This window comes from Streptomyces sp. CA-106110 (assembly GCF_050936285.1).
Lineage (GTDB): Bacteria > Actinomycetota > Actinomycetes > Streptomycetales > Streptomycetaceae > Streptomyces.
Genome location: NZ_JBNJNB010000001.1, coordinates 10,722,730 through 10,746,374, shown reverse-complemented (window position 1 = coordinate 10,746,374; position 23,645 = coordinate 10,722,730). Strand labels below are relative to the sequence as shown.

The following is a 23,645-nucleotide window of genomic DNA, read 5'->3' as shown; positions in this document are numbered from 1 at the left end:
TACTGGTTCGTGGTATTGCAGCACGCACACGTCGCATGACGGGCACTGTCAGTGTCGGCCGGTACCGTTCTTCCTGCTGCCGATCAAGCGTTGGGGAGGGAGTACATCGATGCGTGATGAGTCGCTGCGCACGATCGCTGCCCCCTTCGTGGCCGTCGGCCCGTCCGGCGTAGCGATCCGCACCCGCCTAAAACACCTGAGCGCCGCCGACGAGCAGGTGTTGCGCCTGGTGGGCGCGCACCTTGGCTCGCTGGCCTCAAGAGACCTCAAATGCCGGTGCGCTGAGGGCCTGGAGCACTGCACGGATACGTGGGCCAAGCGCAAGCGAGCCCTGACCAAGGAGTCTTCGTCGCGCTGGGCCGGGAGCATCACCAAGGCCACGCATGATCAGTGGGCGCTTGCGCGGCGTGCCCAACTCGCGCACATTCACAGCCTTCAGGCGGGCGTGCGGACGATCGCGCACCGCCTGTCCCTCCCGATCGGCGAGAAGGCGAAGGGGCGAGCGCCAGGCGGCTACCGCAGCGCACGCGAGTGGTTCGCCAAGACCCGACGCCTGCAGGTCCTTCACGACCGGCTGAGTGCCGAACAGGCCGACCACGCCGTCGGCCGGGTCCGCATCGTGCGCGGCGGGAAGCGGCTCGCGCGCATGCGGCACCACCTGCACGCCGCCCAGCTCACGCAGGCCCAGTGGCGGCAACGGTGGGAAGCATCGCGCTGGTTCCTGCAGGCGGACGGGGAATCGGGCAAGCGGTTCGACAACGAGACGATCCGAGTCACGCCTGAGGGCGAAGTGTCGCTGAAACTGCCTGCGCCGCTCGCCCACCTGGCCAACGCCCCGCATGGCCAGTATACGTTCACCGGCGCTGTCCTCTTCCACCATCGCGGCGAGGAGTGGGCCGACCGCATCACCACGAACAAGTCCGTGGCCTACCGCATCCACTACGACACAGGCCGCTCCCGCTGGTACCTCACCGCCTCCTGGACCATCCCGCCGGTCAAGACCGTTCCCCTGTCCCACGCCCGCACAGGCGGCCTCATCAGTGTCGACACGAACGCCGACCATCTGGCTGCGTGGCGGCTCGATGCCCACGGCAATCCTTGCGGCGAGCCGCGCCGGTTCTCCTACGACCTGTCCGGCACCGCGATGCATCGTGACGCCCAGGTACGGCATGCACTGATCCGGCTCCTGCACTGGGCCCAACGCCACGGCCTGTCGATCGCGATCGAAGACCTCGACTTCAGCACGGAGAAAACCCGGGAGAAACACGGGCACCGGAAGCGGTTCAGGCAGGTGATCTCCGGCATGCCCGTATCCAAGCTGCGGGCCCGGCTCGTCAGCATGGCAGCCGAACTCGGCATCACCATCATCGCCGGCGACCCTGCCTACACCAGCAGATGGGGCGCCCAGCACTGGCAAAAACCCCTCACCCACACGACCAGGAAGACCACCCGTCACGATGCCGCGAGCATCGCGATCGGCAGGCGCGCCCTCGGGCACCGCATCCGGCGACGGACGACACCGCCCCCACACCACCAGAGCGATCGTGCGGGGCATCGGACCGCCCAGGCCGGACACGGCACCCGCGGGCGTGAGGAAACCCGCCCCCGCATCCTTGGACCACGGACACGATCCACTGGGACCAGACGCGGCGCGAACGCGGGAGACCAGGACGCCCAACACCGTTCGGAGCGTCCGACTGAGCCCGTGCAACTCAAGCTCAGTCCCTAGGAACGGTTGCAGTACGACGGTCTCGCGGCCGTCGGTGATGGCCAGCAGACCGAGCACCAGGAACTGGGGCGGCCGGGGGACGGTGCGACGGTGAGTTGATCGGGAAGGGGGCCAATGAGCTTGGGGGAAGTGGTCTTTTCCACGGTCTCTCATCGCACGGTGGTGTGGTGCAACAACGGACCTGCCGGAAGGTGCACTGCCCACAGGGGGTTGTGGTTGTGGGCAACTCATCTTCCAGGAGGGCAACTTAGAAGCCACTGACGGCGCCCGTCCAGCGGTTCGTATGGTAACCACAAGTAACTTCTGAAGTGCGTGTGCTTGACGGTGTGCGACGTTGGCGAGCCGACCGCGAGGGCGTACCCTGCGACGGGAGCGCAGCTAGGCTCCCTGGAACACCGACCCAGGGGGGAGGATCCATGCCGTGGTGGGCGCTGATCCCGGTCGTCTCGATGATAACCGGGCCCGCCGCTCTGTACATCCTCACCCGGCGCAAGCGCCGGGTGGACGGCAACGAGGCGCAGTACGAGGAGCTCTCGCGCAAGTACACCGCGCTGCTGGAGGAGTCCACCTCGGGCGAGCTGCCCAATGGCCGGGCGCGCTACCCGGAGGCGCCCTGAGTCCGGGAGCCTGACACGGCGAACGGACGGCGTGCGCGCCGACTGGCGTCCCGGCGGCCGTACTTGTGACCGCGGATGGGTGTGCGTGTGCGTCTCGCCGAGGAGCGCTTGAGTGCAGTCGACTGGCGTAGCCCCGTCACCGAGGTACGGCGGCTCTTTCCCGAACCTCGGTCGAGGCGCGCCTGGTTCAGGGTTTCGAGGGCGACGTGGCGGGCGCCGCCGTCACCGCACGGTGGACTCCGCCCCTGGCGGGTGCGTCCCGTGGGGCGGTCACCGGTTGCGTGCGACGCTGGCGGGGCCGTCAGGGGGCGACGGCGGTGAGCGCCAGCGCGGCTGAGACGACATCGTCCGGCGTGCTCCAGCGGCCCAGTGACAGCCGTAGCGCGCCCATGGCCCGTGAGGTGTCGATGCCCATCGCGGACAGGACGGGCGAGGGCGCGCTGCTGCCGCTGTGGCACGCAGATCCGGTGGAGGCCGCGATATGGGGCGCTGCGGCGAGGAGTTCGGGTCCGACGGCGCCGTCGATGCTCACATTCAGGGTGTTCGGCAGCCGTTCCTTCTCCGGCCCGTTGAGGCGGACCCGATCGGGCAGGCAGCCCTCGAGTCTCCGGTGCAAGTCGTCGCGCAGGGACTGAACACGTTCCGGGCCGTCGTCGGCGAGTTCGTCTTCGCACAGTCGAGCGGCCGCGCCCAGGGCGACCGCGAGCGCGACGTTCTCGGTGCCGGCGCGCAGCCCGCGTTCCTGGCCGCCGCCGTAGACGACGGGCTCCAGCCGGACGCCGTCGCGTACGTAGAGGGCGGCGATTCCCTTGGGCGCGTACATCTTGTGGCCGACGACGGTGAGGAGGTCCACGCCGAGGGCTTCGACGTCAAGGGGGATCTTTCCGGCGGCCTGAGCGGCGTCGCAGTGGAAGAGCGCGCCGTACTCGCGGGCGCGGGCGGCGAGTTCGGCGATGGGCTGAAGAGCGCCTGTCTCGTTGTTGGCGGCCATCACCGACACGAGCACGGTGTCCTCGTCCATGGCCTCGCTCAGCGCGTCCGGTTCGACCAGACCGGTGCCGTCCACGGGCAGCACCGTCACCCGGATCCGATGCAGGCGCTGCAGAACGCGGCACGTGGCGAGCACGGCCGGGTGCTCGGTCGCCTGAGTGATCACATGCGGGTGGCGCCGGCTCGAGGCGAGGACAGCACCCCGCAGGGCGAGCAGATCGGCCTCGGAACCGGAACCCGTGAAAACGATCTCCTCAGGGCCGGCACCGATCAGACCGGCGACCTGAGCGCGGGCGACAGCGAGAGCGGCGCGCGGCTCGACACCGAAGGGGTGACTACTGGACGGGTTCCCGAAAAAGGCGGACAGGTAGGGCGACATCGCCTCCACGACTCGCGGGTCCACCGGGGTGGTGGCGTTGTAGTCGAGGTAGACCAGCCCGTCGGCCAGACCCGGATGCTTCGGCAGAGTATGCGTCATTCCATCGCTCCGGCAGTCTCAAGTGGAGGGCACGGCACCCCCTGTCGAGCATGCCGCCGTTCGGGCGGATGACGCGGCGACGCGCCGGGGCACTGCCGGACCACCGGGATCCGGCCCCAGAACCGCCAGGCCTGAGATCCCACGACCTCCAGCGCACCGCGCCCCATACGCACCGGTCCTTCCAGCCCTTCCCCGCCGCCTCGGCAGCCGCCATCGATCGGCCCGGCACCCCTACTCCCCCTCCATCGGCCCCAGTTCGCTGGCTCAGTGGATGAGTCACTGACCCAGGTCTTTACTGACTGGTAGTCATGCTCCACTCTGTGGGGTGTGCCGGACCGCCCCACGGCCCGGCGCCGGCTCACGGCCATGCCCGCACGCGTGAGCGATGTCCGTGTGTCCGTACGCCGCTCGAAGACCGCCACCCGCCCCCAAGCGACCGCGCCCCGCCGCCGGGCCGATCGCTCGTCGAGGAAGGCAATCATGTTGTCCGGTTCGCATCGATTCCGTAGATCTGTCATGCCCCTGGCAATCGCGCTCGGGGTGTGTGCCGCAGCCCTCGTACCGGGGACCGCTTCGGCCGCGCCGCGCACGGGAGCCGCAGACACCAGTGCCACGGCCCGAAGCCTGACCACGACCTCGTCCGTCGCGCCGTTCACCGAGCCCGCGTTCGCCGCCGGCTGTGAGTGGCACCGCTTCGGCGAGGGCGAGATCCCGCCGTGGTGGCTGATGTTCCGCGATCCGCTCTGCGTGGAGTACAGCAAGCGTGACATCACCTTCGACAACGGCGGCGCCCTGCGCTTTCTGGTCGCCGAACCCTCACGCTTCGCCCTCGCGATGGTGACGTGCCGCTACTACCAGAAAGACCACTGGAGCGTGCAGACGACCACCGGCGCGACCCCCTGGGTGACCTGGGACGGCCAGTACTGGTGGGACAAGACCGGGCAGCGGGCCGGCGCTCGCCTGACCAACTTCCGCGTCCACGGCACCAGCGTCGGCATCGGCGACGCCGTCGCAGCGCTGCGACCCGCCTTCCCGGAGTTGGCTGCCGTGCTGGAGGACTACGGCCGGGACGCGGGCGAGAGCGGACTGACCGTCACCCTGCCCTTCGATCTGCGCTGTTCTCTGGCCGGGTGAGCACAGTGCATCCGCCGAACCGGAGGACTCTCCTCAAGGCCCTCGCGGCGACCGCCACCGCCCTCTCCGCCGGTCGGCTCCCGGCCGCCGCGGCCGGGACAATGACCGCCGACGCCGAGGCCTCGGGGTGGACGGTGCAGACGATGGAGGCGTTCGCAGACACTGTGATCCCCGGCGAACGCCGGTTCGCCGGTGACCTGGCCGTAGCGGGCGCCGTCACCGGCCCCGGCGCCGTGCAGGCCGGTGTGATCCAGACACTCACCTCCCCCGAACTGCCCCTCGCCCCCCTGCTGCCCGAGATCGCCACCTTGCTGAACGCCCGGGCGGTCGCCTACGCCACCACTCATCTGATCCTGCTGCCGATCACCGTCCCTGCCTTCGTCGGCCTGTCCTTCCGCCACCGCACCGCGCTCGTCCGGGGCCTGTTCGGCTCCGACGAACCGGACCGCGTCGTCTGGCAGATGCTCAGCCTGCTGACGGGCCTCGCCTTCGACACCGCCGCCCACCTCGACACCCGCGAGGCGGTGGACACACACCACCCCGGGCTGACCTGGCTGGGCTTCCCCCCGTCCGGCGCCGACGGCCTCTGGCGCTTTGCCGACTACTCCTACGGCAGGGCCCTGGCCGCCCTGCACCCCGCCACCACCGCCTCGGGGAGCCCGGCATGAGCGCCCAGACCACCGACGTCCTCGTCATCGGCAGCGGATTCGGCGGCGCGATCCCCGCGTACTATCTCGCCGCCGCGGGCGCCCGTGTCACCGTCCTCGAACGCGGCCCGCGTCTGGCCGCATCCGACTTCGCCCACTCGCTGCGGCTGGGCACGTACAACCGGATCGTCGACGTCGTCCGCGGCGAGGGCATCGCCGTGGTCGCCGGTAACTGCGTCGGTGGGGGCAGCGTGGTCTACTTCGCCGCGTCCCTGCGCGCCCCTGCCTACATCTTCGAACGGCGCGGCAGCCTGGGCCGGCGGATCTGGCCCGCCTCGCTCACCCGAGCCGCGCTCGACCCCTGGTACGACCGCGTGGAGCAGGCGCTTCCGGTCACCCGCACCGGCTGGCCGGACGTCTCCTACGCCGGTGGTGTGCTGGCGGCCGCCTGCCAACGGGCCGGCCACACCTGCAATCCCGTGCCCGTGGCCGTGGACACGCAACAGTGCACGAACTGCAACTGGATGCTCTCCGGCTGCCGTTTCGACGCCAAACGCTCCATGCTGCTCAACTACCTGCCCGCCGCCGAGGCGCACGGCACGACCATCAAGCCCCTGCACGAGGTCCAGACCATCGCCCCGTCGCCCCTGTCCGGCTATCGATACGCCGTCACGTACACGGTTCTCGACCCCGACGACTACACGTGCACTCTCGAGGTGGGCACCATCCACACCAAGGTGGCCGTCCTGGCCGCCGGGGCGGTCGGCACCCCCGTCATCCTGCAGCGCTCCGCACTGCTGCTGGGCGGAGTCCCGGGCGCGGTGGGACGGTACTTCTCCGGGAACGGCGATCGCGTCAGCGTCGCCGACGTGGACGAGAACAAGGTGCGTTCGCTGCTGGGGCTGTCCCGCCCGGACGGCGTTCCGTACGAGGGACTGCCGATCGGCCGCCCCATCACGGCGGCGGCGTACGACTACCTGGACGCAGCGGCACCCGAGTACAGCCGCTTCATGCTCCAGCAGATCTACTTCCCGCCGGTCACCAACATCCTCGCCCAGGCCGCCGACCCGCCGAACTGGTTCGGCATCCCCGCCCGTGACCTGCGCTCCCGCTGGAAGTCCTGGCTCACCCTCCTCGCGATGACCGAGGACGACAACGAAGGCACTTTCAGTTCCGTGCCACCCCTCACCGGCAGCTTCACCCGGCTGGCACCCGGACTGGGACTGGGCACGATGACCTACCGTCCCACCACCCGCACCCGCGACGCCTGGCAGCAGGCCGACACAGCCCTGCGCGGCATCCTCGAGAAGGACGGACTGGCCACGGTCCGCCCCTGGAGCGAAGACGTGGCAGGAAGTGTGACCGCCCACCCCATCAGCTCCGCCCGCATGGGCGACAACCCCGCCACCAGCGCCCTCGACGACACCAACGAACTGCGCGGCCACCCGGGCCTGTTCGTCACCGACGGCTCCGCCGTCCCCACCTCCCTGACCGTCAACCCCTCCCTCACCATCGCCGCCCTCGCCGAACGCGCCTCCCCCGTCATCGCCCGACGCGCGGCGGAGGCGGGCGTGCCGGTCGGGTACGGCGCACCACCGCCCGCGCCATGACCGGGCACCCGCACAGTGGTCGTGCCGTCGGTCCGGTCGGCCGGGCCGACGTCACGGGGTGGGCCCTCCGCCACGGTCCGCGCCCTGGTCCGTGGGGTGCATCTCGGCCGCGGCAGCCGGCGGCGGGCCGGGCCGCCCGCTGAAGCCGGTGCGGTGCAGCACGCCCGCGAGGTGATCGGCCCGCGGCGTCGCCTTGCTCGCCGGGCGCTCGGTGCCCGATGGGCAACGGACGGAGCCGGGACTGCCGAGCCCCCTCGCCGGACCGGGGCTGCTCACCGCACGGCCAGTGATCTTCACCGTGGCGGCACCTCGTCCGCATGCCGCGCGGTCGTTTCTTCCGGCGCCGGCCGGGTCAGGAGGCGAGGAACTCCACGAGCGCCCAGTTGACGATGTCGGAGCGGGTCCATGCGACGTTGTGGGGTCCACCTCCACGGTGACGAATTGAAGCTGTTCCACGCCTGTTCACTGATGCGCGAGCCACCGAGCACGTCGACGTTGTAGAAGTTGTCCAGAAGTCCTTGAAATAGGCGGGACGGTCGGCCACCACGGCCTGCTTGATACCGTCGAAGACGGATTGATCGACGCCCTCGGGATTGTCGTCCGTCTTGAGCAGGAAGGGCAGGATGGCGCCCATCAATACCGCCTTGCTGACGCGCCTTGAGCCGTACGTCCCCAGATAGCGGGTGACCTCCCCCGTGCCCATGGAGAATCCCACGAGGCTGAGGTCCGTCAGGTCCGGGTGGTCGAGCAGGGTGTTCAGGTCGGCGGCGAAGGTGTCGTGGTCGTAGCCGACCGTGGGCTGGCTGGACCGGCCGACGCCGCGGCGGGCGTAGGTGATGACGCGGTAGCCCGCCTCGAGCAGGACGCGCTCCTGCTTCTCCCAGGAGTGTGTGCGTTGAGCGGGTACCCGTGGATGAGGATGACGGGCGGTCCGCGCCGTGATCCTCGAAATAGATCTCGGTGGGGTGGCCGTTCTGCTCGCCGACGGTAACTTTGGACGTGAGAAGACACTCGTCCTCTGGCAGAAATTCTGTTGACTATTACCGTCGCTCGTACGGGGATGCCTCGGCCTCGAGAATTCGTCCCGGATGTCGGCAGGAAAATAGTCGATCAAGAGAGCGAGAAAGACGCTTCAAGAAACACAACGAAGCCATCGATGAATAAAGGCTGTTGCGTACGCACTGCTTCTCTGTTTATCACCCGCTGTGTCCCACGTCGAACCCCTGTGTACGCCGGAACCGCGGCACTCGGTGCAGCGCGAAAACGTCCGACCCGACGACGGCAGCATGCCGACCACCTGCCGCGACGCCGGCCAGGCGGAACGCGGAGGCTCGACCGGTCCGCGGGACCCGTGCACGGGGGAAGCAAGAAGACCCGATATCGCGCAGCCGCGTCCGGCACAGGCATACTCGGGCCCTGCGGACGCATCGGTGGCCGCGAACAGCGGGAGGTGGGCGACGGTGTCGTCTTCGGTGTCGGGGACAGAGCCCCGGAAAGTCACGATCCATGACGTCGCCCGGTCCGCCGGGGTCTCACGGCAGACCGTGTCGCGGGCACTCAACGACAAGGACGAGATCGACGACTCCACCAAGCAGCGCGTCCTCGACGCCGCCCGTGCGCTCGGCTACCGGCCGAGCCGGTTCGCCCGGGGCCTGGTCCGGCAGGACACCACCACGATCGGGCTGGTCATTCCCGACCTGCTCAACCCGTTCTTCACCGAGGTCGCCGCGGCCGCGCTGGAGGCCGCCCGGGCCCGTGGCTGGCACGTCGTCGTCTACGACACCGCCGACCGGGCCGAGGAGGAGCTCGGCACACTCCAGGTGATCAGCTCGCAAGTGGATGCGGTCGTCGGCTATTTCAGCTGCCCCGAGGACGAGGTCGAGCTGTTCACCCGGGGCATGCCGGTGGTGCTCATCGGCCGTGAGCACCGCACCGCGCGGTTCAGTTCGATCCGGATCGACGGTGAGGACGGTGTCCACGCCGCGGTCGCGCACCTGATCGCGCAGGGCCACACGAGGATAGGCATGCTCGACCATGACGGCCGCGCCGAGCCGAGCCTTCGACGCGAGTGGTTCACCTCGGCCGCCGCGGCGCACGGCATCGACTCGAGCATGGTGGTCGGCGCCCACCAGTCGGCCGACGGCGGCGGAGCGGCGCTCGATGCCCTGCTCACCGCCCATCCGGACGTGACCGCGGTCCTGACCTTCAACGACATCATCGCGATCGGCGCCCTGCGCGAGGCACGCCGGCTCGGCAGGAGCGTCCCCCAGGACCTGGCCGTGATCGGCTTCGACGGCCTGCAGCTCGGCGCGGTGGTCGAGCCCCCGCTCTCCAGCGTCGCCCTCGACACACGCAAGCTCGGCGCGCTCGCCATCGAGCAGGTCGCACGGCTGCTGACCGGGGCGAACGCGCTCGACGCCGACGACCTCGTCGTCCGGGCCGAGCTGCGACTGAGGGGATCCGCGTAATCTGCCGGATTTGTGCGCGACACGAAAGTCTTGACACTCGACCGCACCGGAGCGCACACTTCCGAGCGATTCCAGCTCGCCGTGAACGTTCACGTGAACGCTCACGGCAACGGAATCCATGGTTGCCAATCCCGCCACGGCGTTCGGCACTACCGACACGGTGGCGTTTTGTCCCTTCCAACCAGAAGGCATCCCGCCTGAGGTGTCAACGTCGACCCGTCTAGCGTCGTCGCTAGTCGTTCTCTGGAACGGAAACTATGAGCAACACAGTCACGCGCACCCGCCTCGCCGTCGCCGCCGCGGCAGCAGGTATAGCCGTACTCGCCGGGTGCTCGTCGCCCGCTCCTTCGGGTAACGCATCCGCGTCCTCGTGTGAGCCCTCGAAGGGCAAAGTCACCCTTCAGTACTGGAACACCGTTCCGGGCATGGACCAGGTCGTCGCCCTGTGGAACAAGAAGAACCCGAACATCCAGGTCGAGACGAAGAACATCTCCAACGACCAGTACGGCACGATCGGCAACGCCCTCAAGGCGGACAAGGCGCCCGACCTCGCCCAGGTCGGTTACGACGAGCTCCCCAACCTGCGCACCCAGGACGCCTTCGTGGACGTCTCGGCCTGCTCCGCGGCCACCGGCGCCAAGTCGAAGTTCGTGCCCTGGACCTGGTCGCAGACCAGTTTCGGCGGCACCGGCGTGTTCGCCTTCCCGCAGGACACCGGTCCGATGGCCCTCTACGTGCGCAGCGACATCTTTAAGCAGCACGGCCTCACGATCCCGAAGACCTGGGACGACTACGCAGCGGACGCGAAGAAGCTGCACGCCGCGGACCCCAACCTCAGCATGACGTTCTTCGACCCGAACAACGCCGAGTGGTTCAACGGACTCCTCTGGCAGAACAACGCCGAGATGTACAGCTACTCCGGCGACAAGTGGCACGTGACCGTCACGTCCGACCAGAGCAAGCAGGTCGCCGACTACTGGCAGAAGCTGATCGACGCCAAGCTCGTCCGCACCGACCTCGCCCACGGTTCGACCCAGATGTACGCCGCGTACCAGAAGAACCAGATCGCCACCTACGTCGGCGCGGCCTGGGGCTACAGCATGTTCCGCGACAACCTGCCGAAGCAGGCCGGCAAGTGGTCGATCGTCCCGATGCCGACCTGGGGTTCGAGTACCTCGTCCGGCGACTGGGGCGGCTCCACCGTGGCGTTCATGAAGGGCAACAAGCACCTGTACGAGTCGGTCAAGTTCAACGAGTGGCTGAACACCGACCCTGAGGCCCTCGCCCTTGAGAACAAGCTGGGCGGCCTCTACCCGGCGGCCAACGACGGTCTGAAGCTCCCGGCACTGTCACAGGGCGTCCCGTACTACAACAACGAGAAGATCTTCGACGTCTTCGCCGACTCGTCCAAGAACATCGACACCAGCTTCAGCTGGGGCCCCACCCAGAAGACGGTGAACCTGGCGCTCCAGGACGCGATGGCCAAGGCGGCGGCTGGCAAGGGCACCGCCGGCGACGCGCTCTCGGCCGCCCAGGAAGCCGCGCTGAAGTCGATGAAGGATCAGGCGATCCCGGCCACGGCAGGCAAGTGACCGCAGCATGACCGACATCGCAACCCGCGCGACACGTGTGGTGACTGCGACCACCGAGGGCCGTCGCCGTCGTATCGGCGGCGGCCCCCGGGCAGGCACCATCGCCGCGTTCCTGATCCCGTTCTTCCTCCCGTTCGTGCTGTTCTACCTCGTGCCGATCGGCTACGCGATCTGGCAGAGCCTGCTCGTCGTGCGGCGCACCGGCGGTCAGTACGGCACGTCGTACACGACCTTCGGCGGTTTTGATCAGTATGCGCAGGTGTTCCAGAACACCGAGTTCTGGAACAGTATCGGGCGCATCGGACTGTTCGGCATCGTGCAGGTGCCGGTCATGCTGTTCGTCGCGCTGATCATGGCGCTGCTGCTCGACACCCCGCTGCTGAAGCTGAAGTCGTTCTTCCGCATCGCGGCGTTCATGCCGTACGCCGTGCCCGGCGTCATCGCCGCGATCATGTGGTCGTACCTCTACTCGCCGCAGCTCAGCCCCGTGGTCGACCTGCTCAAAGGCCTCGGCCTTCAGCCCGACTTCCTCGGCCCGGATGCCGTGCTGTGGTCGGCGGCGAACGTCTCCACCTGGCTCTGGACCGGCTACAACATGCTGATCATGTTCTCGGCGCTGCAGTCGATCCCGCAGGAGCTCTACGAGGCCGCCAAGCTCGACGGTGCCGGCAACTGGAAGATCGCCTGGCAGATCAAGGTCCCGATCATCGCCCCGTCGATCATCCTCACCACGGTGTTCTCGATCATCGGCACCCTGCAGCTCTACGCCGAGCCGGCCGTGCTGCGCCAGATCTCCTCGAACATCTCGAGCACGTTCACACCCAACATGCTCGCGTACGCGGTGGCCTCCGGGAACAACTACCAGCAGGCGGCAGCGATCTCCGTGGTCATCGCCGTCATCACCTTCGTCTTGAGCTTCGGGTTCATGCGACTGACCTCGAAGAGGGCCGGACTGTGAGCAACCAGCCCCCGATCCGCGAAAGCCACGTCAGCCGGACGGCCGTCATGGCTCTGATGTTCCTGCTGGCGATCTACTTCCTGCTGCCGATCTACTTCCTGATCGTCGCGGCGACGAAGCCACAGGGCGACCTCGCCTCCACCAACGGACTGGCGTTCTCGCACTTCAACCTGTTCGACAACCTGAGCATCCTGTTCAGCCGCAACGGCGGCATCTTCGGGCGGTGGGCCCTGAACAGCGTGGTCTACGCGGTGGTGGGCGCGGCCGTCGGGACCCTGATCTCCGCCTTGTGCGGCTACGCGCTCGCCAAGTTCACCTTCCGTGGCCGCGAGTTCCTGTTCTCCGTGATCCTCGGCGGCATCCTCGTGCCCACCACGGCGCTCGCGCTCCCGCTGTTCCTGCTGTTCTCCGCGACCGGGCTCGTGAACACCTACCTCGCGGTGTTCCTGCCGAGCATCGTCAGCCCGTTCGGCGTCTACCTGGCCCGTATCTTCGCCTCCGCCGCCGTCCCCCAGGAGATCCTCGAATCGGCACGCCTGGACGGCGCCGGCGAGTTCCGCACCTTCTTCTCGGTCGCGTTCAGGCTGATGACGCCCTCGCTGGTGACCATCTTCCTGTTCCAGTTCGTCGCCATCTGGAACAACTTCTTCCTGCCGATGGTGATGCTGCAGAAGGAGTCGCTCTTCCCGATCACCCTCGGCCTGTTCGAGTGGAACGGCCAGACCGCCCGCGCACCGCTCCTCCAGGAATCGGTGATCACCGGCTCGCTGGTCTCGATCGTGCCCGTGATCGTCCTGTTCATCCTCCTCCAGCGGTTCTGGCGCACCGGACTGGCCGCCGGCTCCCTCAAGTAACCCCGCGCCGCTCCCCCGTCGTACCCCTCGCTCCGCCAGCACAGAAGGTCCCGCCCGCATGCGCAATCCCGCCGTCTTCGTGCCCCACTTCCACTGGGACCGGGAATGGTATGAGCCGTTCCAGGTGTTCCGGCACCGCCTCGTCACCGCTCTCGACACCGTGCTGGAGACGGCCGAGGCGAACCCGGACTTCCGGTTCACCGTCGACGGGCAGATGGCCGCGGTCGAGGACTACCTGGAGATGCGGCCGGAGAACCGGGAACGCGTCGCCGCCCTGGTCGCCGAGGGCCGGATCGCCATCGGGCCGTGGCTGATCCTGCTCGACGAGTTCCTCTGCTCCGGCGAGACCATCGTCCGCAACCTGCAGATGGGCTGGGCCGCAGCAGCGGAGCTCGGCGGCTCGATGCCCATCGGCTATCTGCCGGACATGTTCGGCCACGTCGCGCAGATGCCGCAGATCCTGGCCCGTGCCGGTATCGAGCACGCGGCGCTGTGGCGCGGGGTGCCCGGTTCCGTCGACGGACACGCCTTCCGCTGGCGCGCCCCCGACGGCTCCGAGGTGCGGACCGAGTTCCTCTTCGACGGCTACGACAACGGGCTCGACGTCCTGCTGGTCCCCGACCAGATCAGGCGTGCGCTCGGCGAGTACGCGGAGATGACCGCCGAGCGGTGGGGCGACGACCCGGTGCTCGCGATGGCCGGCACCGACCACAACGCGCCCGACCCGCAGCTGGCGGCCTGGCTGCGCCGGGCCTCCAGCGACGAGCGTCCCATCATCATCGCGACGCTGGACGAGTACATTCGCAAGCACGTGCGCGACGAGGTCTCGGCCGTCGTCACCGGCGAGCTGCGCAGCCATGTGCGCGGCAACATCCTGCCCGGAGTGATCTCCGTGCGGCGCGGGCTGAAGCAGCGGATGGCCGTCGCCGAGCGCATCGTCGACCACGCCGAGCGGCTGAGCGCCCTGTGGTCCCGGCGCGACGACTCGCGGTTCCTCTCGCTCGCCTGGCACAAGATCATCGAGTCGAGCGCGCACGACTCGGTCGTCGGCTCCGGCACGGACGAGACCGCCGACCAGGTCGACGCACGTCTCGCCGAGGCCTCGCAGGCGGCACGGGCCGTGCGGGACGCGGCGCTCAGCGAGCCCGCCGCCCTGGTGCCCAGCGACGCCCACCTGGTCGCCAACCCGCTGCCCCTCCCGCGCACGGCGCTGGTCGAGGTCGATGTCGTCGCCCCGCCCGAGGGGAGCGTGCTCGTCGCGACCGCCGCCGACGGTTCGACGCACCCCGTGCAGCTCGTGTCGCAGGCCCCGACCGTGCTCAGCGACGAGCGCATGGACGCCTCGCAGCTCGAACGGGTACTGCGCCGCATCCACCGCCGCGAGCTCTTCGGCCGGCTGATCGACCACTACGAGCTCACCCCCGGATCGCTCGTCTTCCACCTGGCCGAAGTGCCGACCAGCGGACCGTTCGACCTGCTGATCCTGCGCCGGGAGGTCGCCGCGGCGGCCGCCGCGCACCCGGGCGAGTGGCGGGTGCTGACGGTGGAGGAGGCGCGCGCGACCGCGCTGGTGCCCGTACACGTCCCCGCCTCCGGACTCGCGAGCTTCCGGGTCGCACCGGACGAGGCGGCCGCCGTGCAGCCGACGGCGTTCACGCCCGCGACGGCGACGGCCCGCACGCTGACCAACGGCCTGGTCGACGTGGCGGTCGCGGCCGACGGGACCCTGGACGTGACCGGGGCCGACGGCACGGTGCTGCGCGGGGTCGGCCGCCTGGTCGACGGCGGTGACCGGGGCGACAGCTACAACTACGCTCCCCCGGCGCGGGACGTGCTCGTGTCGGAGCCGGACGAGGTCGCCGTCGAGCTCCTCGAGAACGGCCCGCTGCGTTCGCGGATGCGCGTCACCCGCGTCTACGCGTGGCCCACCGCGCTCTCCCCGGACCGCGACCTGCGCGGCACCCGTACCGTGCCGACGCCGGTGGAGACCCTCGTGGAGGTGCGCGCGGGTGAGCCGTTCGTCCGCGTGTCCACCGCGTTCCTGAACCAGTCGGCCGACCACCGGCTGCGCTTCCACCTGCCGCTGCCCGAGCCGGTGGCCGGGTCCGCGTCGGCCGGGCAGTTCGCCGTCACCGAGCGGGGGCTCACCGCGGAGGGCGGCTGGGGCGAGTACCCGATCCCGACCTTCCCCGCGAGCACGTTCGTGTCGGCCGGTGCCGCCACGGTCCTGCTCGACCACGTCACCGAGTACGAGGTCGTCGGTGACGGCTCCGAACTCGCTGTCACCCTGCTCCGCGCGATCGGCTCGATCAGCGTCAACATCCACCCCCTCCGTGACGAGCCCGCGGCGAGCGAGATCCCCGCGCCCGGCGCGCAGGACCTCGGCGTGCGCATCGAGAACCGTTTCGCCGTCGTCCCCTCGGCCACCGGCTGGCAGGCCGCGAACGCGGTGGCCCTCGCCGAGGAGTTCCGCAACGACGTGCTGGTCACCCGTGGCACCGGCGCCGCCGGCGGCGACCTGCCCGCCGATGCGACCGGTGTGCGCGTCGAGGGCGCGGACGTCCTCGTCTCCAGCATCCGCCGCGTCACCGACGACGAGCACGGCGCCGGCACCGAGGTGCGGCTCGCCGCCCTGAGCGACACGGGCTCGACCGTCCGCATGACCGGCGCGTTCACGGAGGCCACCACGGTCGACCTGCTCGGCCGGCCACTCTCCGCGGCGCCGGTCGCGGACGGGCTGGAACTCGCCCTCGGCCCGTGGGAGATCCGCACGGTCGTGGTCCGGTAGCCGACTCCTGCCGGCGCTTCGGATCCCCCCTTGCTAACCAAGAAAGAGTTGTGACCCCGTGCACTCCGAGCCTTCCGCGTACGTTTCGGACACCACACCAGGTCGTGGCGCACTGCGCCCGGCGCGCTCGTGGCTGCACTCCGACGCCCCCTCTCGATCGCTCAACGGGCCCTGGCACTTCCGTCCGTCGCCGACGGTGCCGGCGACGGAGGACTTCGCCGCCGAGGGCTTCGAGGACAGTGGCTGGGACACCATCCCGGTGCCGTCCCACTGGGTGCTGCAGGGCGACGGGGCATACGGCCGGCCGATCTACACGAACGTGCAGTACCCGTTCCCGATCGACCCGCCCCATGTCCCGGACGAGAACCCCACCGGTGACTACCGCCGCCACTTCGAGGTGCCCGCCGACTGGTCGGACGCCGAGCGCGTCGTGCTGCGGTTCGACGGGGTCGAGTCGCTCTTCAGGGTGTGGGTCAACGGCGACGAGATCGGCAGCGCCAGCGGCAGCCGGCTCGCCCACGAGTTCGATGTGACCTCGGCCGTCCGCCCGGGCGACAACGTCGTCGCCGTGCGCGTGCACCAGTGGTCGGCGGCCAGCTACCTCGAGGACCAGGACCAGTGGTGGCTGCCGGGCATCTTCCGCGACGTCACCCTGCTCGCACGTCCGGCCGGAGGCATCGAGGACGTCTGGCTGCGCACCGGGTTCGACCGCGGCAGCGGACGTATCGAGCCCGAGGTCGTCGCCGACGAGGCGGCGTACCCGATCACCCTTCGCGTGCCCGACCTCGGCGTCGAGCAGGTCTGGACCGGGCCGTCCGAGGTGGCTCCGCTCGACATCGACGGCGTGGAGCCCTGGTCCGCGGAGCGGCCCCGCCTGTACGACGTCACCGTGTCGACGGCCGCGGAGACCGTCTCCCTGCGGCTGGGTTTCCGCACCGTCGAGATCCGCGGAGACCAGTTCCTGGTCAACGGCCGACGTGTGGTGTTCCACGGGATGAACCGCCATGAGACCCATCCCGAGCGCGGCCGCGTCTTCGACGAGGAGCACGCCCGCGAAGACCTGGCCCGCATGAAGCGGTTCAACGTGAACGCCATCCGCACCAGCCACTACCCGCCGCATCCGCGGCTGCTCGACCTCGCCGACGAGCTCGGATTCTGGGTCGTCCTCGAATGCGACCTGGAGACGCACGGCTTCGACAAGGTCGGCTGGACCGGCAATCCGAGCGACGACCCGGCGTGGCGGGAGGCGTACCTCGACCGCATCCAGCGCACCGTCGAGCGGGACAAGAACCATCCCAGCATCGTGATCTGGTCGCTCGGCAACGAAGCGGGGACCGGCAGCAACCTCGCCGCGATGTCGGCGTGGGTCCACGGCCGCGACCCCGAACGGCCTGTGCACTACGAAGGCGACCACGCCGGCGAGTACACCGACATCTACTCGCGCATGTACGCGTCCGTGCTCGAGACCGAGCAGATCGGCACCGACGGCTCACGCGCCGCGCTGCTGAACTGCACTCCCGCGCAGGGCGCCCGCCAGCGCACCAGGCCGTTCGTGCTCTGCGAGTACGCGCACGCGATGGGCAACGGGCCGGGGGCGCTGGACCAGTACGAGGCGCTTGTGCACGAGCATCCGCGGCTGCACGGCGGCTTCGTCTGGGAATGGCGCGACCACGGCATCCTGACGACGACCCCGGACGGTACGCCCTTCTACGCGTACGGCGGCGACTTCAAGGAGGTCGTACACGACGGCAACTTCGTGATGGACGGGATGTTGTTGAGCAACGACGTCCCGACTCCCAGCCTGCACGAGTACAAGGCCGTCGCGCAGCCGGTCCGTTTCACCTTCGACGGCGACGACGTCGTGATCACAAACCTCCGGCACTCCGCTGACACCTCCGACCTGCGTTTCTGCTGGCGCGTCGAGCACGACGGGACACGCGTGGACTCCGGGGACCTGAAGGTCGCCGCCATCCCGGCAGGTGAGTCGGAGCGGGTCCCACTTCCCCAGTTCCCGATGTCGCAGGACGCGGAGTCGTGGCTGACCATCGATGCGGAATTGGCCGCCGGAACCGCCTGGGCACCCGAAGGGCATGTGATCGCGACCGCTCAGCTGGACCGTTCGGCGCCTCGTCCGGCACCTGGTGTGCGGATCCGAACCGATTGGCAGCGGAGCGACGGGACGCTGACGCTCGGCATCGCCGAGTTCGTCGACGGGGCCCTGGTGCGCCTCGCCGGCCGCGCTGTGGCCGGCCCGCGGCTGGAACTGTTCCGTGCCCCCACCGACAACGACGAAGGCACGTCGGAACAGGTCGAGGAGAGCGACGCCAGCGTGGCAGGGGTTTCCAATGCCGAACTGTGGCGTCGCGACGGTCTCGACCGGCTGACCACGCGGCGGCTGTCCGTGGAGCGCACCTCCGATGTGCTGCGAACGATCGCCAGGGTCTCCGCGGCGCACTCCGCCCTCTCGGTGATGGTGGAGACCGTCTGGTCGCTCGAGGGCAACGAACTCGAGCTGCGGGTGGAGATCGAGCCCTCCCGCGGTTGGCGCACGGTGTGGCCGCGGATCGGCATCCGTTTCGATCTGCCCGACGGGACGGCCCCCGTCGATGCCGCCGAGTGGTTCGGTCTCGGCCCGCACGAGTCCTACCCGGACAGTCTCCGCGCGGCGCGCACCGGCCGTTTCCTCTCCACCGTCCGCGAACTCTCCGTCGACTACGCCCGGCCTCAGGAGACGGGGCACCGCTCTCAGCTGCGACAGCTGGCGCTGGCGAGTGCCGGAAGGACGGTGTTGCGCCTGAGGACGGTCCCGGACACGCACGGACGGCTCCCCGGCTTCACGCTCAGCCGTCACACCCCGCAGCAGATCGCGCAGGCCGCACACCCGTTTGAGCTTCCGGAATCGGCGACGAGTCATCTGATCGTCGATGCGGCCCAGCACGGGCTCGGCTCACGCGCCTGTGGACCGGATGTGTGGCCTGAGTTCGCGCTTCGCCCTGAGTCCCGCACGATCAGGCTTCGCATCACGGCGGGATGAGGGCGGCGGACATCCCCCGTGGTGGCCGCCCCCGGTCGGGTCAGGCTGCGGTGCCCTTGCCGTCGGCATCGGCGCCGCAGAACACCCTGGCGCGCTCTCCGTACGGCTGCGTCGTGCGCCGGGCGTTCGTGTGCCAGAGGGCGGCCGGCACGGTCGTCCGGAAGGGAGCGGATCGACCGACGCCGTGCGGGGTGGTTCCGTCGACCGACCGGATGCGCCAGTCGTCACCGCGGCCCACGAGGGAGACGGCGTACATGGGCGGTATCTGAAGTCCCCACAGGGCCCGGGCCGGCGCGGACAGGGCATGGACGAGCAGCGCCCGGAACACCGCTGGTTCGGCGATGGCCACCACGCGACCGGTGTCGGAAGGCAGGCCACGCAGCCATGCGCCGGTCCGGCGGCAGAGGCGGCGCACGGATTCACCGCCGTGTGGCGCGGCATCGGGGTCGGTCAGCCACGCGCTGTACCCGAAAGGATCCTCGGCGACGACCTCGTCCACCGTGCGGCCGCACCAGGTGCCGTAGTCGAGGTCGCGCAGCGCCGGCTCGACGACGGTCTGGAGTCCGAGCGCTGCCGCCGTCATGGCGCACCGGGTCGACGGCGACCGCAGGGCCGGCGAGTAGGGAGGAAGCGCCGACCGGGCGGTGCCGGTCTCGTGCAGGTCGTGGTCGCCTTGGGCTCCGTGACCGAAAACCGCGTCCACGGAGTCGTCCGTGGTGTGCGCACACAGTAGTGTCAGGCGGATCGTCATGCGACTGCCCTCCTCCATTGGTCCGGCATCCATGGCCGGGTGCCCGAAGGACCGATCGGCGCTGATCAGCCGTCCTGGTGAGGTTGTGCCGACGCACGCCAGCGGTCAGCCGCCACCGGTGGCTGCGAAGTGGGAGAGTGGTCGGCAGCTAGTGCGTTGCCTCCAGGGTTTGTGAACCCTGGTGCCGTAGCCATCCGGCAGGAGTCCGAATTCATCCCCGCCGACTGGCTGGCGACCGCCCGCCGAGTGGACGGTCCCGGTGCGCCGCGAGCGCTGGACTGCGGGGCGCTTCCCGACGTGATACGAATCGAACAGTGATCCGGTGGCAAGTTGGAGCACGCGTGATCCGGGTACTGGTGGTCGACGATGAGGCCCTCATCCGTACGGGCTTCCGGCGCATCCTGGACGCCGCGGACGACATCGAGGTCGTGGCGGCGGTTCCCGGTGCGGACGCTGCCCGGATGGCACAGGAGATGCGTCCCGACGTCGTGCTGCTGGACATCCGCATGCCGGACGTGGACGGACTCACCGTTCTCGCCGATCTCCGCAGGCTGAGCGAGCCTCCGGTGGTGGCCATGCTCACGACGTTCGACATGGACGAGTACGTGGCCACAGCCCTTCGCTGTGGCGCGGCAGGCTTCCTGCTCAAGGACACCGACCCCGAGGAGCTGCCCTTCCTCGTGCGTGCCCTGGCGGACGGTGGCACCGTACTGTCGTCCAAGGTCACGCGGACGGTCGTGGACGGGTACCTGGAGGCCGGCTGCCGGGAGCCGGCTGCCCGCACCATGGAGCGTCTGACCGGCCGAGAACGCGCCGTGCTCGTCCTGATCGCCGAGGGACTGTCCAACTCCGAGATCGCCGCCCGGATGCATCTCAGCACCGGAACGGTCAAGGACCACGTGAGTGCCATCCTCACGAAACTGGAGGTCAGCAGCCGCGTCCAGGCGGCCCTGCTCGCCGAACGCGCCGGACTCCTCAACCCGCCCCGCAATCTGGAACCGGGATGATGACCCGCGCCCGCGCCCGAACACTGCGCGACATCGCACTCGTCAGCGCAGCACTGCTCGACGTGTGGATCCAGGTCAACCTCGACCAGCCGACACGGATGGCCTGCGCCCTGGCCGCCGCCTGGCTGCTTCTGCTGCGTCGGCGTCTGCCGCTGCTCACCTTCGTGGTCACCCTGCCCGCCGTCCTGGTCTCCGATGCGATCTTCGCCTCGCTGGCAGCGCTGTACTACCTGGCCACGGTCACCCGGCGGCGGGCTCTGCTGGCTGTCTGCGCCCTTGCGTACACGCTCTGCGACATGACGTCGTGGCCTTCGTTCCGGCTCGGCCTGTGGACCACAACAGCCCTGATCACCCTTGGCTACACCGCGGCGACCGCAGCGGCTCCGGTCTTCCTCGGCCAACTCGTCCAGGCCCACCGCGACCTGTCACTGCGGCTCGGCGAGGTCTTCGAGGCACGCGACCACGAGCGGCAACTGGCCGCTCAGGCCACCCTGGCCAAGGAGCGGGCACAGCTCGCACGCGAGATGCACGATGTGGTCTCCCACCAGGTGAGCCTGATCGCGGTACGAGCCGGGGCACTGCAGGTCGGCACACAGGACGCCGAGGCCAAGGAGGCCGCGAACACCATCCGGCGGCTGAGCGTGCAGACCCTGGACGAACTGCGCCACATGGTCAACGTCCTGCGCGATTCGCAGGGCATCCCGACGGAACTGACCCCGCAGCCCTCCCTCACCGATCTGCGGCGGCTGATCGACGGCAGCGGCCTCGATGCGGCCCTCACGACCGACCTGCCCGGCGGCCTCCCCCCGACCGTGCAGCGCGCCGTCTACCGCACCGTTCAGGAAGCCCTGACCAACGTGCGCAAACACGCCCCCGGCGCCTCCGCCACCGTGTACGCCACCTGCCAGAGCGACACCGTCCGTGTCACCATCACCAACAGCGCTCCCACCCGCCCCGCCCTGCCCCTACCCAGCGCCCACTACGGCCTGATCGGCCTGCAGCAGCGCGCTGCCCTCCTCGGCGGCACCGTCACCTCCGGGCCCACCCCCGAGGGCGGTTACGAGCTCCAGCTGGAACTGCCGGCCGAGCCGGCGCCATGACCGGGCCGACCCCGGACGGCCCACACGTCTGCGCGCGGCCAGGGGGTGCGCATGTCGGGAGGTCCATTCCCGTCTCCCGCCCGGCATACGCGGGCCTCCGATGCCGGCTCGGGGAAACACGGCAACGGAGGCCCGCATTTCTATCTTCCGGCCTGGGCGCGCGAAATGCCGCGCGGCGGGCACATCGGCTACTCCCCATCGGCACCAGTCACCGGTTCAGGGGTCTGCCGCGCCGTGGCCGGCCGCGCACGGTTCGCCGATCGGCCGAGCGGTTGCGACCATACGGCGGTCGGACACTCGAGCCGGCGCTGTGGGCCGTCGGTGGGCAAAATCCCCCGCGCCCCCTTGCGCCTGCCGCCGGGTCGCCCTTGCCGGGTTGAACAATTGCCCTGGTCAAGACGCACGTATGCGTCTGAGCGGCACCGAGGAGGACGACCGATGGACGCAGCAGGACGTCCGGATCGCAGAGCTCTGCTCACGGGTGCACTGGTGAGCGCCGCGGTCGGGCTGGCGGGGTGCGCACCAAGGAGCATGGTCGCGACGGCGGCCAGCCCTTCGCCGCAGGCACGGCCGACCACCCCGGCGGCGGCCTTCGCGAGACTGATGGAAGGCAACAAGCGCTGGGTGAGCGGAGATCTCGAGCACCCGGACCGCGACCCGGACCGGCGCCAGTTCGTGGCACAGGAGCAGATGCCCTACGCGGCGATCCTCTCGTGCATCGATTCCCGGGTGCCGCCTGAGCTCCTCTTCGACACCGGGCTGGGTGACCTCTACGTCATGCGTACAGGCGGGCAGACGATCGGACCGGAGGTCACCGGTTCCATCGAGTACGGGCCCATGACGAGTGGCACCCCACTCGTCGTGGTCCTCGGCCATCAGCGCTGCGGCGCCATCGACGCGGCGTACAAGTCCATGCGTGCGGGCAAACCGCTTCCCGGCAATCTGCAGGCGATCGCCAAGGCCCTGCAGCCGGCCTACGAGCAGGCGGCGCGCGAGGGCGGCACCGACCCGGTCGAGACGATGGCCCGGGCCCAGGTCAAGTTGACCGCGACCGATCTGCGCTCCAACCGGGACCTCGCCCCGCTCGTGGCGAAGGGCACTCTTGCCGTGGTCGGCGCCTACTACTCGCTCGACACGGGCCGGGTTGAGGTACTGGCCGGCGTACCGTCCTGAGCCGGCACATGGAAACAGACAGACCTGTCTGTTAGGTTTGGGTGGACGCCGGGGCTGCCGAACCCTTCCTGAGACGAGGTGACACCCATGCCCGCCACCGTCAAGCGACCGCCCGCACGCGAACGGATCCTGGCCACGGCCGGCGATCTGTTCGAGGCCCACGGGCTGCGCGGCGTGGGTGTGGACCGCATCATCGCGGACTCGGGCGTCGCGAAGGCCACCCTGTACGCACACTTCCCGTCCAAGGACGAGCTGGCGGCGGAGTACCTGCGCCGCACCGACGAGTCCTGGCGGGGCAAGCTGCGCCGCGCGGCGCTCGCCGCGGGAAGCGACCCCCGTGATCAGCTGGTCGGCCTGTTCGACGCCGTCGCGGAGTCCTACGGGCGCCATGGTTTCCACGGCTGCCCGTTCATCAACGCGGCCGCCGAGAGCGAGCCGGGAAGCGCACCGCATGCCGTCACGGTCGAGCACAAGGCGACCATACGGACCTGGGTGCGCGGCCTGGCCGAAGGAGCCGGCGCGCGGGACGCCGACGAGTTGGCGCTGCAGCTCTCCCTGCTCATCGACGGCACTCTGGCCGCCGGCAAGCTGGAGCAGAACCCCGCCATGCCCGTCGCCGCCAAGGCCGCGGCTCGCGCGCTGGTGGACCAGGCCTGCCCTTCCACCCCCTGACAGCTCCCCCATTCCCTGACTGCGGTCGGGGGATTCTCAGCCC

18 protein-coding genes and 1 pseudogene are annotated in these 23,645 nt (G+C 69.6%); 15 read left to right on the top strand and 4 right to left on the bottom strand.

Annotation, left to right across the window (positions count from 1 at the left end):
- Nucleotides 1-109: 109 nt before the first annotated feature.
- The gene (locus ACQEXA_RS49540; protein ID WP_433133155.1) at nucleotides 110-1,729 is read left to right on the top strand and encodes an IS200/IS605 family accessory protein TnpB-related protein; all 1,620 of its coding nucleotides are present in this window, start codon (nucleotides 110-112) and stop codon (nucleotides 1,727-1,729) included.
- Nucleotides 1,730-2,145: 416 nt separating this feature from the next.
- Nucleotides 2,146-2,346, top strand: a complete 201-nt coding sequence (locus ACQEXA_RS49535) for a hypothetical protein (RefSeq protein ID WP_432923627.1) — start codon at nucleotides 2,146-2,148, stop codon at nucleotides 2,344-2,346.
- A gap of 301 nt (nucleotides 2,347-2,647) precedes the next feature.
- On the opposite strand, the gene ACQEXA_RS49530 is transcribed toward ACQEXA_RS49535, so the two are convergent.
- Nucleotides 2,648-3,814: a cysteine desulfurase family protein gene (locus ACQEXA_RS49530; RefSeq protein WP_432923629.1), complete on the bottom strand. Its 1,167-nt coding sequence runs from the start codon at nucleotides 3,812-3,814 to the stop codon at nucleotides 2,648-2,650.
- A gap of 516 nt (nucleotides 3,815-4,330) precedes the next feature.
- Between ACQEXA_RS49530 and ACQEXA_RS49525 the strand changes: the two genes are divergently transcribed.
- Genes ACQEXA_RS49525 through ACQEXA_RS49515 form a run of 3 tightly spaced genes read left to right on the top strand, consistent with a single transcriptional unit; the run spans nucleotide 4,331 to nucleotide 7,205 of the window.
- Nucleotides 4,331-4,948 (top strand): hypothetical protein, encoded by a 618-nt coding sequence (locus ACQEXA_RS49525; RefSeq protein ID WP_433133153.1) that lies wholly within the window; start codon nucleotides 4,331-4,333, stop codon nucleotides 4,946-4,948.
- Nucleotides 4,945-5,616 (top strand): DUF5987 family protein, encoded by a 672-nt coding sequence (locus ACQEXA_RS49520; protein WP_432923633.1) that lies wholly within the window; start codon nucleotides 4,945-4,947, stop codon nucleotides 5,614-5,616. The genes ACQEXA_RS49525 and ACQEXA_RS49520 overlap by 4 nt, the downstream gene beginning before the upstream one ends.
- Entirely contained in the window at nucleotides 5,613-7,205 is a 1,593-nt protein-coding gene (locus tag ACQEXA_RS49515; protein ID WP_433133151.1) for a GMC family oxidoreductase N-terminal domain-containing protein, read from the top strand. The genes ACQEXA_RS49520 and ACQEXA_RS49515 overlap by 4 nt, the downstream gene beginning before the upstream one ends.
- 51 nt (nucleotides 7,206-7,256) lie before the next feature.
- Here the strand turns inward: ACQEXA_RS49515 and ACQEXA_RS49510 are convergent, their stop codons facing one another.
- Nucleotides 7,257-7,502: a hypothetical protein gene (locus ACQEXA_RS49510; RefSeq protein WP_432923635.1), complete on the bottom strand. Its 246-nt coding sequence runs from the start codon at nucleotides 7,500-7,502 to the stop codon at nucleotides 7,257-7,259.
- A gap of 152 nt (nucleotides 7,503-7,654) precedes the next feature.
- Nucleotides 7,655-8,230 (bottom strand): annotated as a pseudogene (locus ACQEXA_RS49505) (alpha/beta fold hydrolase); the annotation flags it as partial.
- Between the two features lie 435 nt (nucleotides 8,231-8,665).
- On the opposite strand from ACQEXA_RS49505, the gene ACQEXA_RS49500 reads away from it, so the two are divergent.
- The 6 genes from ACQEXA_RS49500 to ACQEXA_RS49475 all read left to right on the top strand — a co-directional run bounded on the left by ACQEXA_RS49500 (nucleotide 8,666) and on the right by ACQEXA_RS49475 (nucleotide 18,899).
- Nucleotides 8,666-9,673: a LacI family DNA-binding transcriptional regulator gene (locus tag ACQEXA_RS49500; protein ID WP_432923637.1), complete on the top strand. Its 1,008-nt coding sequence runs from the start codon at nucleotides 8,666-8,668 to the stop codon at nucleotides 9,671-9,673.
- 257 nt (nucleotides 9,674-9,930) lie between these two features.
- Nucleotides 9,931-11,265 (top strand): ABC transporter substrate-binding protein, encoded by a 1,335-nt coding sequence (locus ACQEXA_RS49495; protein WP_433133149.1) that lies wholly within the window; start codon nucleotides 9,931-9,933, stop codon nucleotides 11,263-11,265.
- A gap of 7 nt (nucleotides 11,266-11,272) precedes the next feature.
- The gene (locus tag ACQEXA_RS49490) at nucleotides 11,273-12,223 is read left to right on the top strand and encodes a carbohydrate ABC transporter permease (RefSeq protein ID WP_432923641.1); all 951 of its coding nucleotides are present in this window, start codon (nucleotides 11,273-11,275) and stop codon (nucleotides 12,221-12,223) included.
- Between the two features lie 47 nt (nucleotides 12,224-12,270).
- Complete coding sequence (locus ACQEXA_RS49485) at nucleotides 12,271-13,077, top strand: carbohydrate ABC transporter permease (RefSeq protein WP_432938883.1); 807 nt, start codon at nucleotides 12,271-12,273, stop codon at nucleotides 13,075-13,077.
- A gap of 58 nt (nucleotides 13,078-13,135) precedes the next feature.
- The gene (locus ACQEXA_RS49480; protein WP_432923643.1) at nucleotides 13,136-15,865 is read left to right on the top strand and encodes an alpha-mannosidase; all 2,730 of its coding nucleotides are present in this window, start codon (nucleotides 13,136-13,138) and stop codon (nucleotides 15,863-15,865) included.
- Between the two features lie 58 nt (nucleotides 15,866-15,923).
- Nucleotides 15,924-18,899 carry a glycoside hydrolase family 2 TIM barrel-domain containing protein gene (locus ACQEXA_RS49475; RefSeq protein WP_433133147.1) on the top strand — a complete coding sequence of 992 codons (2,976 nt, stop codon included), beginning with the start codon at nucleotides 15,924-15,926 and terminating at the stop codon, nucleotides 18,897-18,899.
- 40 nt (nucleotides 18,900-18,939) lie between these two features.
- Here the strand turns inward: ACQEXA_RS49475 and ACQEXA_RS49470 are convergent, their stop codons facing one another.
- Nucleotides 18,940-19,650, bottom strand: coding sequence for a histidine phosphatase family protein (locus tag ACQEXA_RS49470; RefSeq protein WP_432923647.1), 711 nt, complete (start codon nucleotides 19,648-19,650; stop codon nucleotides 18,940-18,942).
- A gap of 341 nt (nucleotides 19,651-19,991) precedes the next feature.
- On the opposite strand from ACQEXA_RS49470, the gene ACQEXA_RS49465 reads away from it, so the two are divergent.
- The 4 genes from ACQEXA_RS49465 to ACQEXA_RS49450 all read left to right on the top strand — a co-directional run bounded on the left by ACQEXA_RS49465 (nucleotide 19,992) and on the right by ACQEXA_RS49450 (nucleotide 23,602).
- A complete protein-coding gene (locus ACQEXA_RS49465; protein ID WP_432923649.1) occupies nucleotides 19,992-20,657 on the top strand; it encodes a response regulator in 666 nt (221 codons plus the stop codon).
- The gene (locus ACQEXA_RS49460; protein WP_432923651.1) at nucleotides 20,654-21,757 is read left to right on the top strand and encodes a sensor histidine kinase; all 1,104 of its coding nucleotides are present in this window, start codon (nucleotides 20,654-20,656) and stop codon (nucleotides 21,755-21,757) included. Before ACQEXA_RS49465 ends, ACQEXA_RS49460 begins: the two co-directional genes overlap by 4 nt.
- A 438-nt stretch (nucleotides 21,758-22,195) precedes the next feature.
- Nucleotides 22,196-22,930: a carbonic anhydrase gene (locus ACQEXA_RS49455; protein WP_432923652.1), complete on the top strand. Its 735-nt coding sequence runs from the start codon at nucleotides 22,196-22,198 to the stop codon at nucleotides 22,928-22,930.
- A gap of 87 nt (nucleotides 22,931-23,017) precedes the next feature.
- A complete protein-coding gene (locus tag ACQEXA_RS49450; protein ID WP_432923654.1) occupies nucleotides 23,018-23,602 on the top strand; it encodes a TetR/AcrR family transcriptional regulator in 585 nt (194 codons plus the stop codon).
- Nucleotides 23,603-23,645 lie beyond the last annotated feature (43 nt).